The 16,289-nt window shown below is 43.4% G+C and carries 12 protein-coding genes; 8 read left to right on the top strand and 4 right to left on the bottom strand.

Annotation, left to right across the window (positions count from 1 at the left end):
• Positions 1-128: 128 nt before the first annotated feature.
• A complete protein-coding gene (locus AC13CC_RS10385; protein ID WP_482876719.1) occupies positions 129-3,266 on the top strand; it encodes a VPS10 domain-containing protein in 3,138 nt (1,045 codons plus the stop codon).
• A 66-nt stretch (positions 3,267-3,332) separates the two neighbouring features.
• Here AC13CC_RS10385 and AC13CC_RS10390 read toward each other — a convergent pair whose 3' ends face one another.
• Positions 3,333-4,061, bottom strand: coding sequence for a hypothetical protein (locus AC13CC_RS10390; RefSeq protein WP_482876720.1), 729 nt, complete (start codon positions 4,059-4,061; stop codon positions 3,333-3,335).
• A 152-nt stretch (positions 4,062-4,213) separates the two neighbouring features.
• Between AC13CC_RS10390 and miaB the strand changes: the two genes are divergently transcribed.
• From miaB to groL, 7 genes are all read left to right on the top strand, one after another.
• Entirely contained in the window at positions 4,214-5,659 is a 1,446-nt protein-coding gene (gene miaB / locus AC13CC_RS10395; protein ID WP_326277724.1) for a tRNA (N6-isopentenyl adenosine(37)-C2)-methylthiotransferase MiaB, read from the top strand.
• Positions 5,660-5,756: 97 nt separating this feature from the next.
• Complete coding sequence (locus AC13CC_RS10400) at positions 5,757-7,037, top strand: sigma-54 interaction domain-containing protein (RefSeq protein WP_482876721.1); 1,281 nt, start codon at positions 5,757-5,759, stop codon at positions 7,035-7,037.
• Between the two features lie 19 nt (positions 7,038-7,056).
• Positions 7,057-7,584, top strand: a complete 528-nt coding sequence (locus AC13CC_RS10405) for an LptE family protein (RefSeq protein ID WP_326277665.1) — start codon at positions 7,057-7,059, stop codon at positions 7,582-7,584.
• Positions 7,585-7,590: 6 nt separating this feature from the next.
• Positions 7,591-8,508: a hypothetical protein gene (locus AC13CC_RS10410; RefSeq protein ID WP_482876722.1), complete on the top strand. Its 918-nt coding sequence runs from the start codon at positions 7,591-7,593 to the stop codon at positions 8,506-8,508.
• The gene (secG, locus tag AC13CC_RS10415) at positions 8,505-8,867 is read left to right on the top strand and encodes a preprotein translocase subunit SecG (RefSeq protein ID WP_014032183.1); all 363 of its coding nucleotides are present in this window, start codon (positions 8,505-8,507) and stop codon (positions 8,865-8,867) included. The genes AC13CC_RS10410 and secG overlap by 4 nt, the downstream gene beginning before the upstream one ends.
• A 146-nt stretch (positions 8,868-9,013) precedes the next feature.
• Complete coding sequence (locus tag AC13CC_RS10420) at positions 9,014-9,292, top strand: co-chaperone GroES (RefSeq protein ID WP_014032184.1); 279 nt, start codon at positions 9,014-9,016, stop codon at positions 9,290-9,292.
• Between the two features lie 99 nt (positions 9,293-9,391).
• Positions 9,392-11,026, top strand: a complete 1,635-nt coding sequence (gene groL, locus AC13CC_RS10425; RefSeq protein ID WP_482876724.1) for a chaperonin GroEL — start codon at positions 9,392-9,394, stop codon at positions 11,024-11,026.
• Between the two features lie 283 nt (positions 11,027-11,309).
• On the opposite strand, the gene AC13CC_RS10430 is transcribed toward groL, so the two are convergent.
• Genes AC13CC_RS10430 through AC13CC_RS10440 form a run of 3 tightly spaced genes read right to left on the bottom strand, consistent with a single transcriptional unit; the run spans position 11,310 to position 16,261 of the window.
• A complete protein-coding gene (locus AC13CC_RS10430) occupies positions 11,310-13,043 on the bottom strand; it encodes an efflux RND transporter periplasmic adaptor subunit (protein WP_482876725.1) in 1,734 nt (577 codons plus the stop codon).
• A 4-nt stretch (positions 13,044-13,047) separates the two neighbouring features.
• Positions 13,048-13,755 carry a hypothetical protein gene (locus AC13CC_RS10435; RefSeq protein ID WP_482876726.1) on the bottom strand — a complete coding sequence of 236 codons (708 nt, stop codon included), beginning with the start codon at positions 13,753-13,755 and terminating at the stop codon, positions 13,048-13,050.
• Positions 13,756-13,762: 7 nt separating this feature from the next.
• Entirely contained in the window at positions 13,763-16,261 is a 2,499-nt protein-coding gene (locus AC13CC_RS10440; RefSeq protein ID WP_482876727.1) for a heavy metal translocating P-type ATPase, read from the bottom strand.
• Positions 16,262-16,289 lie beyond the last annotated feature (28 nt).

Here is a 16,289-nt window from a genome sequence, read left to right on the forward strand (position 1 = left end):
GTTTTAGTCTTCAGAACCAAAAAAAATCATCAAGCAAATTCAAAAACCCACATTAATAGCTGATCCATTACAACTCAGGGTGAAATATTTGTTATTTTTATGAAGACTAACTCATAACTCAACTAAAAATGACCAACCGCTACTTGATCATGGTACTTGCCGTACTGTGTTTTTGTCCCTCGAACGCTCAACGAAAAAAGAACAAGAACAACGCTCCCCTATACAAGGAATCCCTTTACGATGGAATGAAATGGAGAATGGTGGGCCCACACCGGGGAGGAAGGGCCGGAACCGTTTCAGGTGTGGCCAACGACCCTAACCTATATTATATGGGCACCGCAGGTGGGGGTGTTTGGAGAACTACTGATGCGGGCAATTCTTGGGAATGTATTTCCGATGGCTATTTTGGTGGTTCCATCGGGGCCGTCACCGTTTCCGAATCCGACCCTAACATTATATATGTAGGCGAAGGCGAGCAGACCCTAAGAGGAAATGTTTCCTCGGGCAAAGGACTTTGGAAAAGTATGGATGCCGGTGAAACTTGGGAATTTATAGGCCTGAAAGATTCCGAACATATTTCCCGAATCCGAGTTCATCCCAAAAACCCGGACATTGTTTACGTAGCCGCCATTGGAAACTTGTGGAAACCCAATGAAACCCGGGGTGTATTCCGTTCTATGGACGGAGGAGAAAATTGGGAAAAAATTCTATACATAAGTGATAAAGCGGGTGCAGGGGACCTGATTATGGACCCGAACAACAGTAGAATCCTCTATGCCGCCACTTGGCAGATGAAACGAAACGGTTATCGCATGGACAGTGGTGGTCCAGATAGCAAAATGTTTAAAAGCACCGATGGGGGCGATACTTGGAAGGATATTTCGGAACATTCAGGATTGCCCGGTTTTCCATGGGGAATTGTAGGGATAACAGTTTCCCCGTTGGATTCTGACAGGATATGGGCCATTATTGAGGCTGAAGATGGTGGTGTTTTCCGTTCCGATGATGCAGGGGCAAATTGGAAAAAAGTCAATGAAAACAGAGGACTTAGACAAAGAGCTTGGTATTACAGTAGAATTTATGCCGACACCCAGAACATTGACAAAGTTTGGGTAATGAACGTGAGCTATGGGGTTTCCACAGATGGAGGAAACACCTTTACACTCAAAACCGCCGGGCATAGTGATCACCATGATCTATGGATCGACCCAAACAACAATCAAAGAATGATCATTGCCGATGACGGAGGCGCACAAATTTCCAATGATGGTGGAAACAACTGGACCACTTATTATAACCAGCCGACCATGCAGTTCTACCGCATTGCGACGGATAGCATTTTTCCTTACAGAATATATGGAGCGCAGCAGGACAATACTGCCTTGCGAGTTTTCCATCGCTCCTCGGGCTCAAGCATCACAGAGGATGACTGGGAACCAACGGCCGGAGGCGAGAGCGCCCACTTGGCACCCGACCCCAAGAACAACCAATTGGTTTATGGGGGAACTTATAAAGGATACATGAACCGTTTGGACCATACCACGGGACAGACCATTTCCACCAACATATGGCCCGACAATCCCGCTGGTTCTGGCGCGGAAGTAATGAAGTACCGTTTCAACTGGAACTATCCTTTGACTTTTAGCCGACACGACCCTAACGTACTCTATGCAGGTTCCAACTATTTGCATGCCACTACGGATGGGGGGCAATCATGGAAAACCATCTCACCTGAATTGGCCAGAGGTATACCCGAGACCATTGAATCTTCAGGAGGACCCATTACGCAGGACAACACGGGTGCAGAATTTTATTCCAACATTTTTGTGATTACGGAATCCATTTTGGAAAAAGGGGTGATCTGGACCGGTAGTGATGATGGATTGATTCATGTGACTCGCGACAACGGAGTTACTTGGGAAAATGTGACCCCACCAGAGTCCATGTCGCCTAAATTGAACATGATCAACTGTATTGATGCAAGTCCGTTTGATCCTGGAACCGTATATGTCGCCGCTTCGTCCTACAAATTTGGGGACTACACCCCTTATCTGTACAAAACAAATGATTATGGCCAAACATGGACATTGATTACGGACGGCATTAAGGATAATTACTATACCCGTGCCATTCGTGCCGATAAAGTAAGGAAAGGATTATTGTATGCGGGTACCGAATGGGGCATGTATGTTTCTTTTGATGATGGGGAAAACTGGACACCCTTCCAGTTAAATTTACCTATCACTGCAATACGGGACCTACATGTTAGAGACAATGATTTGATCGCTGCCACCCACGGAAGGGGTTTTTGGATAATTGATGATTTAACACCACTCCACCAGCTTACCAAAGAAGTTGCAGAGAGTGATTTTTATCTGTACAAACCCGATATGGCTTACAGAATGCATCAGGACCGATCTTGGCAAGAGCCCAACACCAAATTAGTAGGGGAAAATCATCCCGATGGAGCCATTATCAACTATTATTTAAAAAGCTTGAAGGAAACCGATACGGTGACCTTGGAAATTTTAGAAACTGATGGCGCTGTCATTCAAGCCTTTTCCAACCATGCCAAACCTGATGGATTGGATCCCACATCAACTCAAAAATTGGAAGTTGCTGAAGGCGGAAACCGATTTATCTGGAACATGAGATACCCTGGGTATAAGGAATTCGAAGGAATGGTATTCTATTCCTCACCCAATATTGGTCCAAAAGCGGTTCCTGGCAACTACAAGGCAAGGCTCACGGTCAATGGAAATTCCATGGAGCAGATGTTCAATATTGTAAAAGACCCAAGAGTATCGCTCAGCCAAAAAGATTTTCAAGATCAATTCGACTTTTTAATGAAGGTCCGCGAACAGGTCAGCCGTGCCAACAATGCCATCATCAATATTAGAAGCATTAAGAGAGATCTGGCCTATTTAAAGGAGAAAACCAAGGAAAATGCGGAAATCCTGAAAATGGCCAAGGATTTTGAAACGGAGCTTTCTATAATCGAGAACAACATTCACATGACCAAAAATCAGAGTAGGCAAGATCCATTAAATTATGGTATCCGAATAAATAACAGATTGGCATTTTTGATGGTGGACTCGCAACGGGGCGACCAAAAGCCAACACAACAGGCCCAAGAGTTTTTTGTGGAGGTGACCAAGGAACTCGACAAGGAAATCAACGACTTAAATATGCTGGTGGAAAAACAAGCCACCTTAATCAATCGGAAAGTGGAAGAGAATCAAATTAAATTGATTTCCACCCAATAAAAATGTAATGCCGGGCAGCAAGTGAAAGCGCCCTTTTTTTAGAGGGCGCTTTTTGTTTATGGTCATTTACACATCCATGGAAATTCCCACGGCCTCTTTATAAATAAAGTAGATGGGTATTTTACTGAACATTGCGGTAAATAAAACCCCGACCAAACACAATATTACTCCAAGTTGAGCAACCATTCCGGCCACAAGTATCAAAAGAAATATCATCAACCAGTTTTTATTTCCAAGGGCAAACCCGGCTTTTACAATTTCCATGGCGGTAAGTTCTTTATCAAAAGAAAAAAATGCGGGGAACAAAGACATGGGCACCATTAAATAGATAATACCCAATCCGCAGACCAATAAACCCAGCAGCGATAGCCCGACCATTATCAAAGAAAGAATCAATGCCTTTGACAAATATTCTTTTTTGAAGTAATAAAAATAATCGTCCCTCCCCTGCTCCTTTAAATCATATTTTCTGCAAATCCTTAAAAAAGCAGCGTTCAAACAAACAGCAACGGTCATTCCACCAATCATAGATATGGGCATTACAAAAGTCATTAGCACGGCAAATGCTGGTGGCATTTCCTGTTGGTCGAAAGCATTGGGATCGCTGACCCCCATGGCTATCATTGGGAGGTAAATCAGCAAATAAAAAGGAATTATGCTAACAAAAGTCAATAATAAGGTAAGAGACCCCTGTAGCCACACCTTTTTGAACAATTCAAAAGAGTTGTTGAACACGGACCCAAATTCTACTGGTGCGCTCTGCTTTATTCTTTCGGATAGGTTGGTAAAATTCATTTTAAAAAAAATTGGTTATTTTTTTAGTTTGAAGGTAACACTAACAGGCGATTCCGCAATATCTTCTTAAAAATTACTGCCAAATTGTCACTAAACTGTAATAAGCATTATCTTTGCATCCCATTGAAACATTTATGATCGAGGAAAAAAGCGTGGAAAAAGTAATAGATGAAAGCCAACAAGGGAGCACCTTGTCGCTGGAAAACAACGAAAGCAACGGTCGAAAGCTCTATATAGAAAGCTACGGTTGCCAGATGAACTTTTCCGATAGCGAGATTGTGGCGTCCATATTGGCCAAGGAAGGTTTCAACACCACCCAAAACTTGGATGATGCCGATTTGGTATTGGTAAACACCTGCTCCATTCGCGAAAAGGCCGAACAAACCGTTCGCAAGCGACTGGAGAAGTTCAATGCCGTAAAAAGAACCAAACCCAACATGAAGGTTGGGGTATTGGGCTGTATGGCCGAACGATTGAAAAGTAAGTTCCTGGAAGAGGAGAAAATTGTGGATATGGTGGTAGGCCCCGATGCTTACAAAGACCTGCCCAACCTTATCCAAGAAATTGATGAAGGTAGAAATGCCGTAAACGTTATCCTTTCCAAAGAAGAAACCTATGGCGATGTGGCACCTGTTCGATTGAACACCAACGGAGTCTCCGCCTTTGTTTCCATTACCCGAGGTTGCGACAACATGTGTACTTTCTGTGTGGTTCCCTTTACTCGTGGAAGAGAACGTAGCCGCGACCCACAATCCATTTTGGAAGAAGTGAACGATCTTTGGGAAAGAGGATTCAAGGAAATCACGCTTTTGGGCCAAAATGTGGACAGTTACCTTTGGTACGGCGGTGGATTAAAAAAGGATTTCGACAAGGCTTCGGACATACAAAAAGCCACATCCGTAAACTTTGCAGGATTGTTGGAGCTCGTGGCGCAGGCACAGCCCAAAATGCGTATCCGTTTTTCAACATCCAACCCTCAGGATATGACCTTGGATGTTATCGAGGCGATGGCCAAGCACGAAAATATCTGCAAGTACATTCACTTACCCGTGCAGAGTGGAAGCAACCGCATTTTAAAGGCGATGAACCGGCTTCATACCCGTGAGGAATATTTTGAGCTTATCGACAACATCAGAAAAATTATACCCGATTGCGCCATCAGTCAGGATATGATCACGGGCTTCCCATCAGAAACCGAGGAAGACCATCAAGATACCTTAAGCCTGATGGAATACGTGAAGTACGATTTTGGTTTTATGTTCGCTTATTCCGAAAGACCTGGAACCTTGGCCGAACGCAAAATGGAAGACGACATTCCTGAAGCTACCAAGAAAATGCGTTTGCAGGAAATCATTGAACTGCAGCAAAAACACAGCCACTATCGTACCCAACAACATCTGGGCAAAACCGAAGAAGTTCTTATCGAGGGAACTTCCAAAAAATCGGATGCACATTGGATGGGACGAAATTCCCAGAATACCGTTGTGGTTTTTCCAAAGGAAAATTACAAAGTGGGCGATTTTGTGAACGTAAAAATCCACGAATGTACCTCGGCTACCCTTATTGGTGAGGCAGTAGGATATTCAGAAAACAATTAATAACCAATTTGTCATTCCGCTTTGTGCTTCGACTACGCTCAGTATCTGTGCGGAATCAAAAAAAATAAGATTCCTGTTTTCGCAGGAATAGCAGCATATGGAAAGTGTACAATCCATAAAACAACGGTTCGAGATTATCGGAAACGATATAAAACTCAATCGGGCCATAGAAAAAGCCATACAAGTCGCGCCTACCGATATTTCGGTTTTGGTGACCGGTGAGAGTGGGGTGGGAAAGGAATCCATTCCAAAAATCATCCATTCCCTGTCCCACCGCAAGCATGCCAAATACATTGCGGTAAACTGCGGTGCCATTCCCGAAGGAACTATAGACAGTGAATTGTTTGGTCACGAAAAAGGGGCTTTTACCGGTGCCACCCAAACCCGTAGCGGTTATTTTGAAGTGGCCGATAAAGGCACCATCTTCTTGGACGAAGTAGGTGAACTTCCGTTGACGACTCAGGTTCGATTGCTACGTGTACTGGAAAATGGCGAGTTCCTAAAAGTAGGGTCCTCCCAAGTGCAAAAAACCGATGTTCGTATCGTAGCGGCCACCAATATTAATATGTTCGAGGCCATTAAAAAGGAAAAATTCAGGGAAGACCTTTATTATAGATTAAGTACGGTTGAAATAAATCTGCCCCCGCTTCGCGATAGACGGGACGATATTCACCTGCTGTTCAGAAAATTTGCTTCGGACTTTGGACAAAAATATAAAATGCCCACCATCCGATTGGAGGACGATGCCGTGGAGCTTCTTTTGAAATACCGCTGGCCCGGCAATATCCGTCAATTACGAAACATTGCAGAGCAGGTTTCCGTCCTGGAAGAAAACCGAAATATTTCAGCAGCTACACTAAGCGGCTATTTGCCCAATGCAAGCAGTTCCAATTTACCTGCCGTAGTAGCCCAAGCCAAAAAAGAAGGGGATTTCAGCAACGAACGCGAAATCCTGTACAAGGTTCTTTTTGACATGAAGGGTGATTTGAACGACCTCAAAAAATTAACCTTGGAGCTTCTTAAGGATAATGATTCCAATAAAGTTCAGCGCGAAAACGAAGGCTTGATTCGAAAAATCTATGGAAACCAGGAAGAAGAGGATGTAGAACACGAGGAGAAACCCACGGCGGGATTGTTACATCTTCCTGAACCTGTTGTTGAAGCATCAGCATCGACCACAACACATCAACCCCCAGAAGACCGTTATCATTTTGCTGAAGAGATCGAAGAGGAAGAAACCCTATCTTTACAAGAAAAGGAAATCGAGCTGATCAAAAAATCGTTGGAGCGTAACAAGGGGAAAAGAAAGGCCGCTGCTGCGGAACTTGGAATTTCCGAAAGGACACTCTACAGAAAAATAAAACAGTACGATCTTTAATTTGCACTTAAAAATTTTAATGGGAACAATGAAAAAAAATGGACTAAAGGCCGGACTGTTGGGATTGGTTTTCTTCCTACAGAGCTGTGGGGCATATAACTTTTCTGGAGCAGACATCGGGACCGCTGAGAGTTTCCAAGTGAACTTTTTTCAGAATTATGCGGATCAAACACCCGGTTCGGTCATTGTACCCGGATTAGGGCGTGATTTCACCTTGGCACTGCAGGACATGATCAACAACCTTACCAGCTTGTCCCTTACCGGAAGTAATGGTGATTTGTTGTACGAAGGCGAAATTGTGGAGTACAAAGTGGTGCCCATGACAGCCACATCCGATCAGCGGACTGCCCAAAACCGGCTTACCATGAGCGTAAATGTCCGGTTTTACAACACTACAAAGGAAGATGCTGATTTTGAAAAAAGGTTTTCTTTCTTTTACGATTTTGATGCAGCAGCTCCGTTGCCATCCATACAAGCTGCTGCGCACGAAGAAATTTTTGAACGACTTACCCAGGATATTTTTAATGCATCCTTGGGGAATTGGTAATAGTATATGAACGTTTCAGATTTTATACACATTCTTCAAAACTCGAATGCCATCCTATCTCCCAAACAAACAAGGGAATTGGAAGGTATCATTGAGGAATACCCCTATTTTCAGGCAGCACGCGCGCTGCACTTAAAAGGCCTCAAAAATCTGGACAGCTACAAGTACAACAATGCCCTTAAGGTAACGGCCGCCCATACTTCTGACAGGGATGTGCTTTTTGATTATATCACCTCCAAAGAATTTATCCAAAACAATATTGCAGATGCCATTACCGGGAGGGGTTCCAAACTTGAGGACCAAGAAGCCGTTTCGGAAGAAATACGGCCCAATCCAAATGCGGCGAGTATGCTATCGGAATCCAACGAGCCTGCCCTGCCCCAAAATTTAACCGATGCAGAACAAATTCTGAATCCAGAACTTTTCAAATCAAAAACTCCTGAAAAGCAAGCTGAAAAAGTTGAGGAAACCATAAAGGAACCGGACACCGATTTAAATTTGGGCAAACCCATCCCGTTCACCAAAAAGGAGAAGCACTCCTTTACCGAATGGCTCCAATTGACCTCAACCTCTGAAGAACCATCAGAAGAAAAGGAGAACAATGTAGACCATCAGGAAGAAAATGTGATGGACGAGCTGGAGCGTAAAAAGAAATTTGAACTCTTGGACAAGTTTATCGAGAACAACCCCAAGATTGTTCCAAAGGAATCCAACCCCAAAGTCAAAATAAAAGAATCTACCAAAATCAACCAAAACGAGTTGATGACAGAGACCTTGGCCAAGGTTTACTTAGAGCAAAAAAAGTATAAAAAAGCTATTCAAGCGTTTAAAATATTGAGTTTGAAATATCCAGAAAAAAGTGGTTTCTTTGCAGATCAAATTCAGGCAGTGAAGAAACTGCAACAAGAAAAAGATAAGAAATGAGCACGTTTGCAATTTTTTTGGTACTGATAATTATCGTGTGCCTTTTGTTGGTCTTGGTCATTATGGTCCAAAACCCTAAAGGAGGAGGATTGTCCTCATCCTTTGGAGGAAGTGGCAACCAAGTTGTTGGTGGTGTAAAAAAGACCGGGGACTTTTTAGATAAAAGTACTTGGACCCTTGCCACCCTTTTGATTGTTTTGATATTGCTTTCCAACGTTTCCCTAAAAGGAAACTATAGCCAAGCAGATTCCAAACTACTCCAAGGCGACGATACGGAAATACCAGAAACGGTTCCAGAGGAAGTACCCGAACAACTTCCACCTGCCGACACAACAAGTCCAGTAGACACTATTGGATAACAAAAAGTGACAAAGCATAGAAAAATGCCAGCTTGAAATGACAAGCTGGCATTTTTGTTTTCCAGAATGTCAGTTTTTGAGCATTGGCACAATTTCTGTCCTTTACGTTCAAGAATTTTTAAAACAAACACCTAAATAATTAAAATATGGCTAAAGTAAATATCAAACCATTGGCAGACAGGGTTTTGATCGAGCCTCTACAGGCCGAGACAAAAACTGCCTCCGGTATCATCATCCCGGACAACGCTAAAGAAAAACCACAAAAAGGAACTGTTGTGGCCGTTGGACCTGGAACCAAGGACGAAAAAGTGACCGTTAAAGTAGGCGACACCGTTCTTTATGGAAAATATGCCGGTACCGAACTTAAATTTGATGGTACCGATTATTTGATGATGCGCGAAAGCGATATTTTGGCAATAGTGTAACCCATATGTCATTCCCGCAACAGCGGGAATCCATAAAAGACTTAAAAGTATAACCAAAAGATTCCTGCCTCCGCAGGAATGACAAAATAAGAGTATAAAATGGCAAAAGATATTAAATTTGATATAGATGCACGTGACGGACTGAAACGAGGCGTTGACAAATTGGCCGAGGCCGTTAAGGTAACCTTGGGGCCAAAAGGTAGAAACGTAATCATCAGCAAGTCCTTTGGAGCACCACAAGTAACCAAAGATGGTGTATCCGTCGCAAAAGAAATTGAATTGGAAGACGCTCTGGAGGATATGGGCGCACAAATGGTGAAGGAAGTTGCTTCCAAAACCAACGACCAAGCGGGTGATGGTACCACTACCGCAACCGTATTGGCACAGGCCATTGTAAAAGAAGGCCTTAAAAACGTCGCCGCTGGAGCAAATCCCATGGATTTAAAACGCGGAATCGACAAAGCTGTCGAAGCTTTGGTGGCCGACTTGGAAAAACAAGCCAAAAAAGTGGGCAACGATTCCGACAAGATCAAGCAAGTTGCTTCTATTTCCGCAAATAACGATCAAGCTATCGGTGACCTTATCGCCAAAGCGTTCGCCAAAGTTGGAAACGAAGGTGTAATCACCGTTGAAGAAGCAAAAGGTACCGACACTTATGTTGATGTTGTAGAAGGTATGCAGTTTGACAGAGGATACCTTTCTCCCTACTTCGTAACCGATACGGACAAGATGATCGCCGATTTGGAGAATCCTTACATTCTTCTTTTTGACAAGAAAATCTCCAACCTACAGGAAATCCTTCCTATCCTAGAGCCCGTAGCACAATCTGGAAGACCACTTTTGATCATCGCTGAAGACGTAGAAGGGCAAGCCCTAGCTACTTTGGTAGTAAACAAATTGAGAGGTGGGCTTAAAATTGCTGCTGTAAAGGCCCCAGGTTTTGGTGACAGAAGAAAAGCTATGTTGGAAGACATCGCTATCCTAACCGGTGGTACCGTAATCTCTGAAGAAAGAGGATTCTCTTTGGAAAACGCCTCTTTGGATATGTTGGGTACTGCTGAAACTGTAACCATTGACAAAGACAATACTACAATTGTAAACGGTAGCGGAAATGCAGATGACATCAAAGCCAGGGTAAACCAGATCAAAGCTCAAATCGAGACTACGACATCTGATTACGACAAGGAAAAACTTCAGGAGCGTTTGGCCAAATTGGCCGGTGGTGTTGCCGTATTATATGTAGGTGCAGCCTCCGAAGTAGAAATGAAAGAAAAGAAAGACCGTGTGGATGATGCCTTGCACGCAACCCGTGCCGCTGTAGAAGAAGGTATTGTTGCCGGTGGTGGTGTTGCCTTGGTAAGAGCCAAAAAGGTCCTTGAAAAATTGGCGACCGAATCTTTGGATGAAACCACAGGTGTACAAATCGTGGCCAAAGCCATTGAAGCCCCTTTGCGTACCATCGTAGAGAATGCTGGTGGTGAAGGTTCCGTGGTTATCGCCAAAGTACTTGAAGGCAAAAAAGACTTCGGTTATGATGCCAAGTCCGACCAATATGTGGATATGCTCAAAACAGGAATCATTGATCCTAAAAAAGTAACCCGTATTGCCTTGGAAAACGCAGCATCTGTTTCAGGTATGATTTTGACCACAGAGTGTGCATTGACCGATATTAAGGAAGATGCCCCTGCAATGCCTCCAATGGGAGGTGGCGGTGGAATGCCAGGCATGATGTAATAATATTTCCATTCGGATTAAAAATAGGAACGCCCCGATTTTCATCGGGGCGTTTTCTTTTTCTTTTCTTTTGTGCGGTTCTCTGGGAGAACCTAAAAACCAAGTTACTTCTTCTTACCAGTAGCTTGGGCAGTCTTCTTTGCAACAGGGTTTACCGTTTTTGCAGGAGATGACTTTCCGTTTGACTTTGCTTGTTTCATCAGTCAATAATTTAAATGTTGGGGTAAATGTATTTCAGATTTGAATCCGTAGATTTTATTTGGCTAAAAATTAACTAAAATAGTTAGTCGATTGTTCCCACCACACTACCACATGTCAGCATAGCATCCCCATAGTAGGGGTTTCGTATTTCTTCCTCCAAGCTGAGCCAATTGGCCCCTTTATCATTATTCGCCATGGGGCAATGCTGTACATAAAGTTTTATTTCCAATTCATTCATTTGTTGCCCTATCTGAATCATATTTTGGGAAAGCGCTACAAAATCCTGCCGTTGCGCCTGCAAAATATCTTTTGAAGCAATTTCTGAAAGTTGTTCGGCTAATTCTGATATGTGACTCTTGCCCATATCATCCATTGGCAAGCCGCTTATTTTTGAAGCAATTTCCGTACCCTGCTGTGCCAACACTTGTGTTTGCTCTTGGTCTGATGCAACCAAGGCATCTTTCAAATCCAGATAAATATTTAAAAGGTTGTTGAACTTTGATTGTGCTTCTTTAGAAAATTTCATTTCCATGGTACTTCCCATACCCGAATGCCCGTCATGATTCATGCTGGTTCTGGCTCCATCTTGATTCATCATGGATTTTTTGCCCTGCAACTGGGCAGCGGCATCTACCGTAAAAGTTCCTTTGGCCACTACTAAGTCACCCGGTTTCAAGCCCGAATTGATCACATAACTGCCATTTCTCAAATTTCCGAGCTCCACCTCGCGCATTTCAAAAATAGCATTGTCCGGATTTGGCTGTACATAGACCAAGGAACGCTTTCCCGTCCACAAAACCGAACTTTCCGGTATGGTCAACGATTCGTTTTGATTGTTTGAAACCTCAACTTCGGCCTGTACAAACATTCCAGGTTTAAGCAACTCCTTTTGGTTATCGAGTTCTGCACGAACCTCCAAGGTTCTTGTATTCTTGTTCAATGTGGGAGCAACAAAGGAAACTTTGGCAGGGAATGTTTCATTAGGGTATGATTTGGTGGTCACGTTCAACGTTTGCCCTTCCTTAAACAAGCTCAATTGGTTTTCATACGCATCAAAAATAGCCCAAACCGAATTCAAATTGGCTACTTTCAACAAAGGTGAACCCGTTTTGATGTAATCGCCTTCCTCTACCATAATTTCGGAGATTACACCGCTTACATTGGAGTACACCGGAAAATTTTCAACCACTAGGCCAGAGCTTTCGATTTCGTTGATTTGTGTTTCGGACAATTTCCAAAGTTTCAATTTGTTGCGAACGGCTTTGTACAATTGGGGCTGTGTTTCCTTTAAATTGGCAGCGGTCAACAACTCTTGTTGGGCCGAAACCAAAGCCGGGGCATAAATAGCGGCCAATTTTTGGCCTTTTCGCACTGTTTCTCCTTCAAAATTGATGTAAATATTTTCAATCCGCCCATCAAAGTAGGCCGATTGAACTGCATCGGATTCTTGGTTCACAGTAACCTTACCAGAAACTTTAACATGGTCCTCTCCTGCTGTTCCAGAACCTACCATAATGGTTTCTACGCCTGCTAACACCATGGCATTCTCGGTCATTTTTATTTGATTCGCCATCAGTCCCTCTCCACTACTTTCTGCCGGAATTAAATCCATCCCGCAAATGGGGCAAGATCCCGGTTCCGGTTGCATAATCTGTGGGTGCATGGAACAGGTCCACATGTCGCCCGAGGCAATTTCCGTGCTGTGGTCATGCTCTGTTTCGTTTGTAGTCTCGGCACTTCCCCCAAATATGAGGTATCCGACCAATAGCCCGACCACAACCGCAATTCCAATGTATATGATGTTTTCCTTTTTCATCGTGTTACTTTTTTCGTTTAACCAATTTCCTCATCGTTGGCGACGAGGTAAACCAAAGCAAAAATCCGCTCAGTACCGTGATCAATCCCAAAAGGGAAAAAGCACGAAGCACGGTGGTATTAAAATTGTCCCGACTTTCATAATCCATCGTGTGGGTCATCCAAAGAAAATCGAACCATCTCCAATTTCGATGTCTTACCGTTTGAAACGAACCATCGGCCTCCGAAACGTAGGCCTTAATGTTTTCTGGTGAATCATACGTAATCACATAAGCAGGCAATTTCTTTTCCCGATACTCATGATGCTTATCGGCCTCATGGATCATCTCAACCCCTTTGACTTTTAATTCTGTTGACATATGACGCTCAGCTACCGCCAAGGCCTCTTGTTCCGAAACACCTTCTTTTATGTTTCCGTTTTTAGCATCTACCAAATATTCGTTATTGATCCAGTAATACGGTTTACCTGCTATTTCCTTTAGGCTCAACGAATTTATCTTTGATGGAATATTGATTTGTGAAAGCCCAATGAGTCCATCAAATGCAACGGGGTGATAATCCATGTTTCTGAAATGATCTCCGTGAATTTCATCAATGTCGGTCCAGCTGAAGTAGAGTCCGCTAGCTGTCCACATGATGAATTGAATGCCCAAAAATATCCCCAAATATCTGTGGGCTTTTCTAATCTTAACCGCTGTTGTTCGTTTTACCATTTTATTTTTAGTCGATTGATTTAGTTCGTAATCGCAATGCATTGGCTATAACCGACACCGAGCTAAAGCTCATGGCCAGGGCCGCAATCATAGGCGAAAGCAAAATCCCAAAAAAGGGATAGAGCACCCCTGCAGCTACTGGAACACCAATGGTGTTGTATATCAATGCAAAAAATAAGTTTTGTTTTATGTTTTTCATCACGGCCTCACTAAGGTTCCGTGCTTTTACAATGCCATGCAAGTCGCCTTTTACCAAAGTGATCATGGCGCTTTCTATGGCCACATCGGTGCCCGTGCCCATGGCAATACCCAAATCGCTTTTGGCCAAGGCAGGCGCATCGTTGATTCCATCACCGGCCATGGCGACCACTCTGCCGTTGTTTTGAAGCTGTTCCACTTCCTTCATTTTATCTTCGGGCAAGGTTTCGGCCTTAAAATCATCCAAATGTAATTGACCAGCTACTGCTTTTGCGGTCGTTTCATTGTCGCCCGTAAGCATGATCACCTTTATCCCCTTATCTTGAATTGCTTTGATGGCATTGGCACTTGTCTCCTTGATTTTATCTCCAATGGCCACAAAACCGTGACATTTACCATCAATGGCCAAATAGGAAACCGTTTTACCTTTCCCTTGTGCTTTTTTGACTTTATCCTTCATATCATCAGAGATGTCAACATTGGCTTTTTCCATCAATTTGATGTTCCCCAACTGAATCTCTAAATCCTTGATCTTGCCTTCAACACCCATACCCGTCACGGCATTAAAAGATTCCGTTTTTAGAATTTCAACATCCTTTTCCTTGCCATAATTCACCGTCGCTTGTGCCAAAGGGTGTTCGCTATTGGCATTTACCGACACTAGATATTGCAGCAATTCTTCTTTTAAATAATCATCTGAAAACACCTCTAAATGATCAAAAGTGGGTTTGCCTTCGGTGATGGTACCCGTTTTATCAATGATCAGGGTGTCCACATCGGCCATTTTCTCCAAAGCTTCGGCATTTTTGATCAACACTCCGTTTTGGGCACCTTTTCCTACTCCTACCATTACGGACATAGGTGTGGCGAGACCGAGTGCACATGGACAGGCGATAATCAATACGGCAATGGCATTGATCAAGGCGTAAACATAGGTTGGTTGGGGACCCCATATCGCCCAAACAGCGAATGTCAAAATAGAAATGATGACAACTGCTGGCACAAAATAGGCGGATACCTTATCGGCCAAATTTTGAATAGGTGCACGGCTTCGGCTAGCTTCGTTCACCATCTTGATGATTTGTGAAAGCAAGGTGTCGCTACCCACTTTTTCAGCTTTCATCAAAAAGGTTTGATTCCCATTGATGGTTCCGCTGCTTACTTTGTCATCCACTGCTTTTTCAACTGGAATGGGCTCTCCTGTGATCATGGATTCGTCCACTGAAGTGTCTCCTTCCGTAATGATACCGTCCACAGGAATTTTTTCACCAGGTTTCACACGGAGAATATCATCCTTTTCTATATCATCAATACTTACCTCAACTTCTTCCCCATCCACAACTTTGATCGCTTTGTTGGGGGCCAATTTCAATAGTTCCTTTACCGCATTATTGGTTTTGCTGTGCGCCCTAGCCTCTAACAATTGGCCCAAAAGCACCAAAGTGAGAATTACGGTTGCTGCCTCAAAATAGACGTGAACCGCACCTGTTTCCCCCTTGAACTGGTCAGGAAAAAATCCTGGGTACAACAATGCGAGCACACTAAATATAAAAGCCACGCCCGCACCGATACCAATCAAGGTAAACATGTTCAGGTTCCACGTTTTGATGCTTCGATAAGCTCTTTCAAAAAACATCCATGTGGCGTAAAAAACCACGGGAAGCGATAGGACAAACTGAACCCAATTCCAATATTTGGGCACCATTAACTCATGAAACGGATTACTGGGAATCATATCGCTCATGGCTATTAAGAAAATGGGTAGCGTAAAAGCTACCGCTACCCAAAATTTCTTGAGCAGTTTTTTATAGGTTTTTTCCTCTGCACTGGCTTCCGGTTCTTTGGGAACCAACTCCATTCCACATTTTGGGCAGGAACCTGGGCCATCTTCCACCACTTCGGGATGCATGGGACAGGTCCATTGTTGTTTGGAGCTCGTGGACGTATTTTGTTCCTCCACCAAATCCATCCCACAAACAGGACAATCGCCGGGTTCATCATAGGTTTTGTCTCCCTCGCATTGCATTGGGCAATAAAAAGTGCCATTTCCATTGGAAACCGGTTTTTTCTCTTTTTTCTTTGGTTTATGATGGTGGCCTTCGGCATGAATACTGTAACCGCCTCCATCTTTTTCCAAAGCTTCCTCGAACTTTTTAATTGGAATGTGCTCCTCCATCTCAATCACGGCCTCGGCTTTTTCCAGATTTACCTCAACCCCGGTAACCCCATCCACTTTGGAAAGGGTTCCTTCTACATGATTTCTACAGCCATTACAGCTCATTCCGTGTATGTGATAGGTATGTTTCATCTTGTTTGTTTTTTTTTCAAAACTAACT

The organism is Flagellimonas sp. L-11 (genome assembly GCF_056857735.1).

Excerpts from the sequence above, each read along its gene's own strand:
- AC13CC_RS10410 (WP_482876722.1), top strand. The coding sequence starts at position 7,591 with ATGAACGTTTCAGATTTTATACACATTCTTCAAAACTCGAATGCCATC.
- AC13CC_RS10435 (WP_482876726.1), bottom strand. The coding sequence starts at position 13,755 with ATGGTAAAACGAACAACAGCGGTTAAGATTAGAAAAGCCCACAGATAT.
- AC13CC_RS10390 (WP_482876720.1), bottom strand. The coding sequence starts at position 4,061 with ATGAATTTTACCAACCTATCCGAAAGAATAAAGCAGAGCGCACCAGTA.
- AC13CC_RS10405 (WP_326277665.1), top strand. The coding sequence starts at position 7,057 with ATGGGAACAATGAAAAAAAATGGACTAAAGGCCGGACTGTTGGGATTG.
- groL (WP_482876724.1), top strand. The coding sequence starts at position 9,392 with ATGGCAAAAGATATTAAATTTGATATAGATGCACGTGACGGACTGAAA.
- AC13CC_RS10440 (WP_482876727.1), bottom strand. The coding sequence starts at position 16,261 with ATGAAACATACCTATCACATACACGGAATGAGCTGTAATGGCTGTAGA.
- AC13CC_RS10420 (WP_014032184.1), top strand. The coding sequence starts at position 9,014 with ATGGCTAAAGTAAATATCAAACCATTGGCAGACAGGGTTTTGATCGAG.
- AC13CC_RS10430 (WP_482876725.1), bottom strand. The coding sequence starts at position 13,043 with ATGAAAAAGGAAAACATCATATACATTGGAATTGCGGTTGTGGTCGGG.
- AC13CC_RS10400 (WP_482876721.1), top strand. The coding sequence starts at position 5,757 with ATGGAAAGTGTACAATCCATAAAACAACGGTTCGAGATTATCGGAAAC.
- secG (WP_014032183.1), top strand. The coding sequence starts at position 8,505 with ATGAGCACGTTTGCAATTTTTTTGGTACTGATAATTATCGTGTGCCTT.
- AC13CC_RS10385 (WP_482876719.1), top strand. The coding sequence starts at position 129 with ATGACCAACCGCTACTTGATCATGGTACTTGCCGTACTGTGTTTTTGT.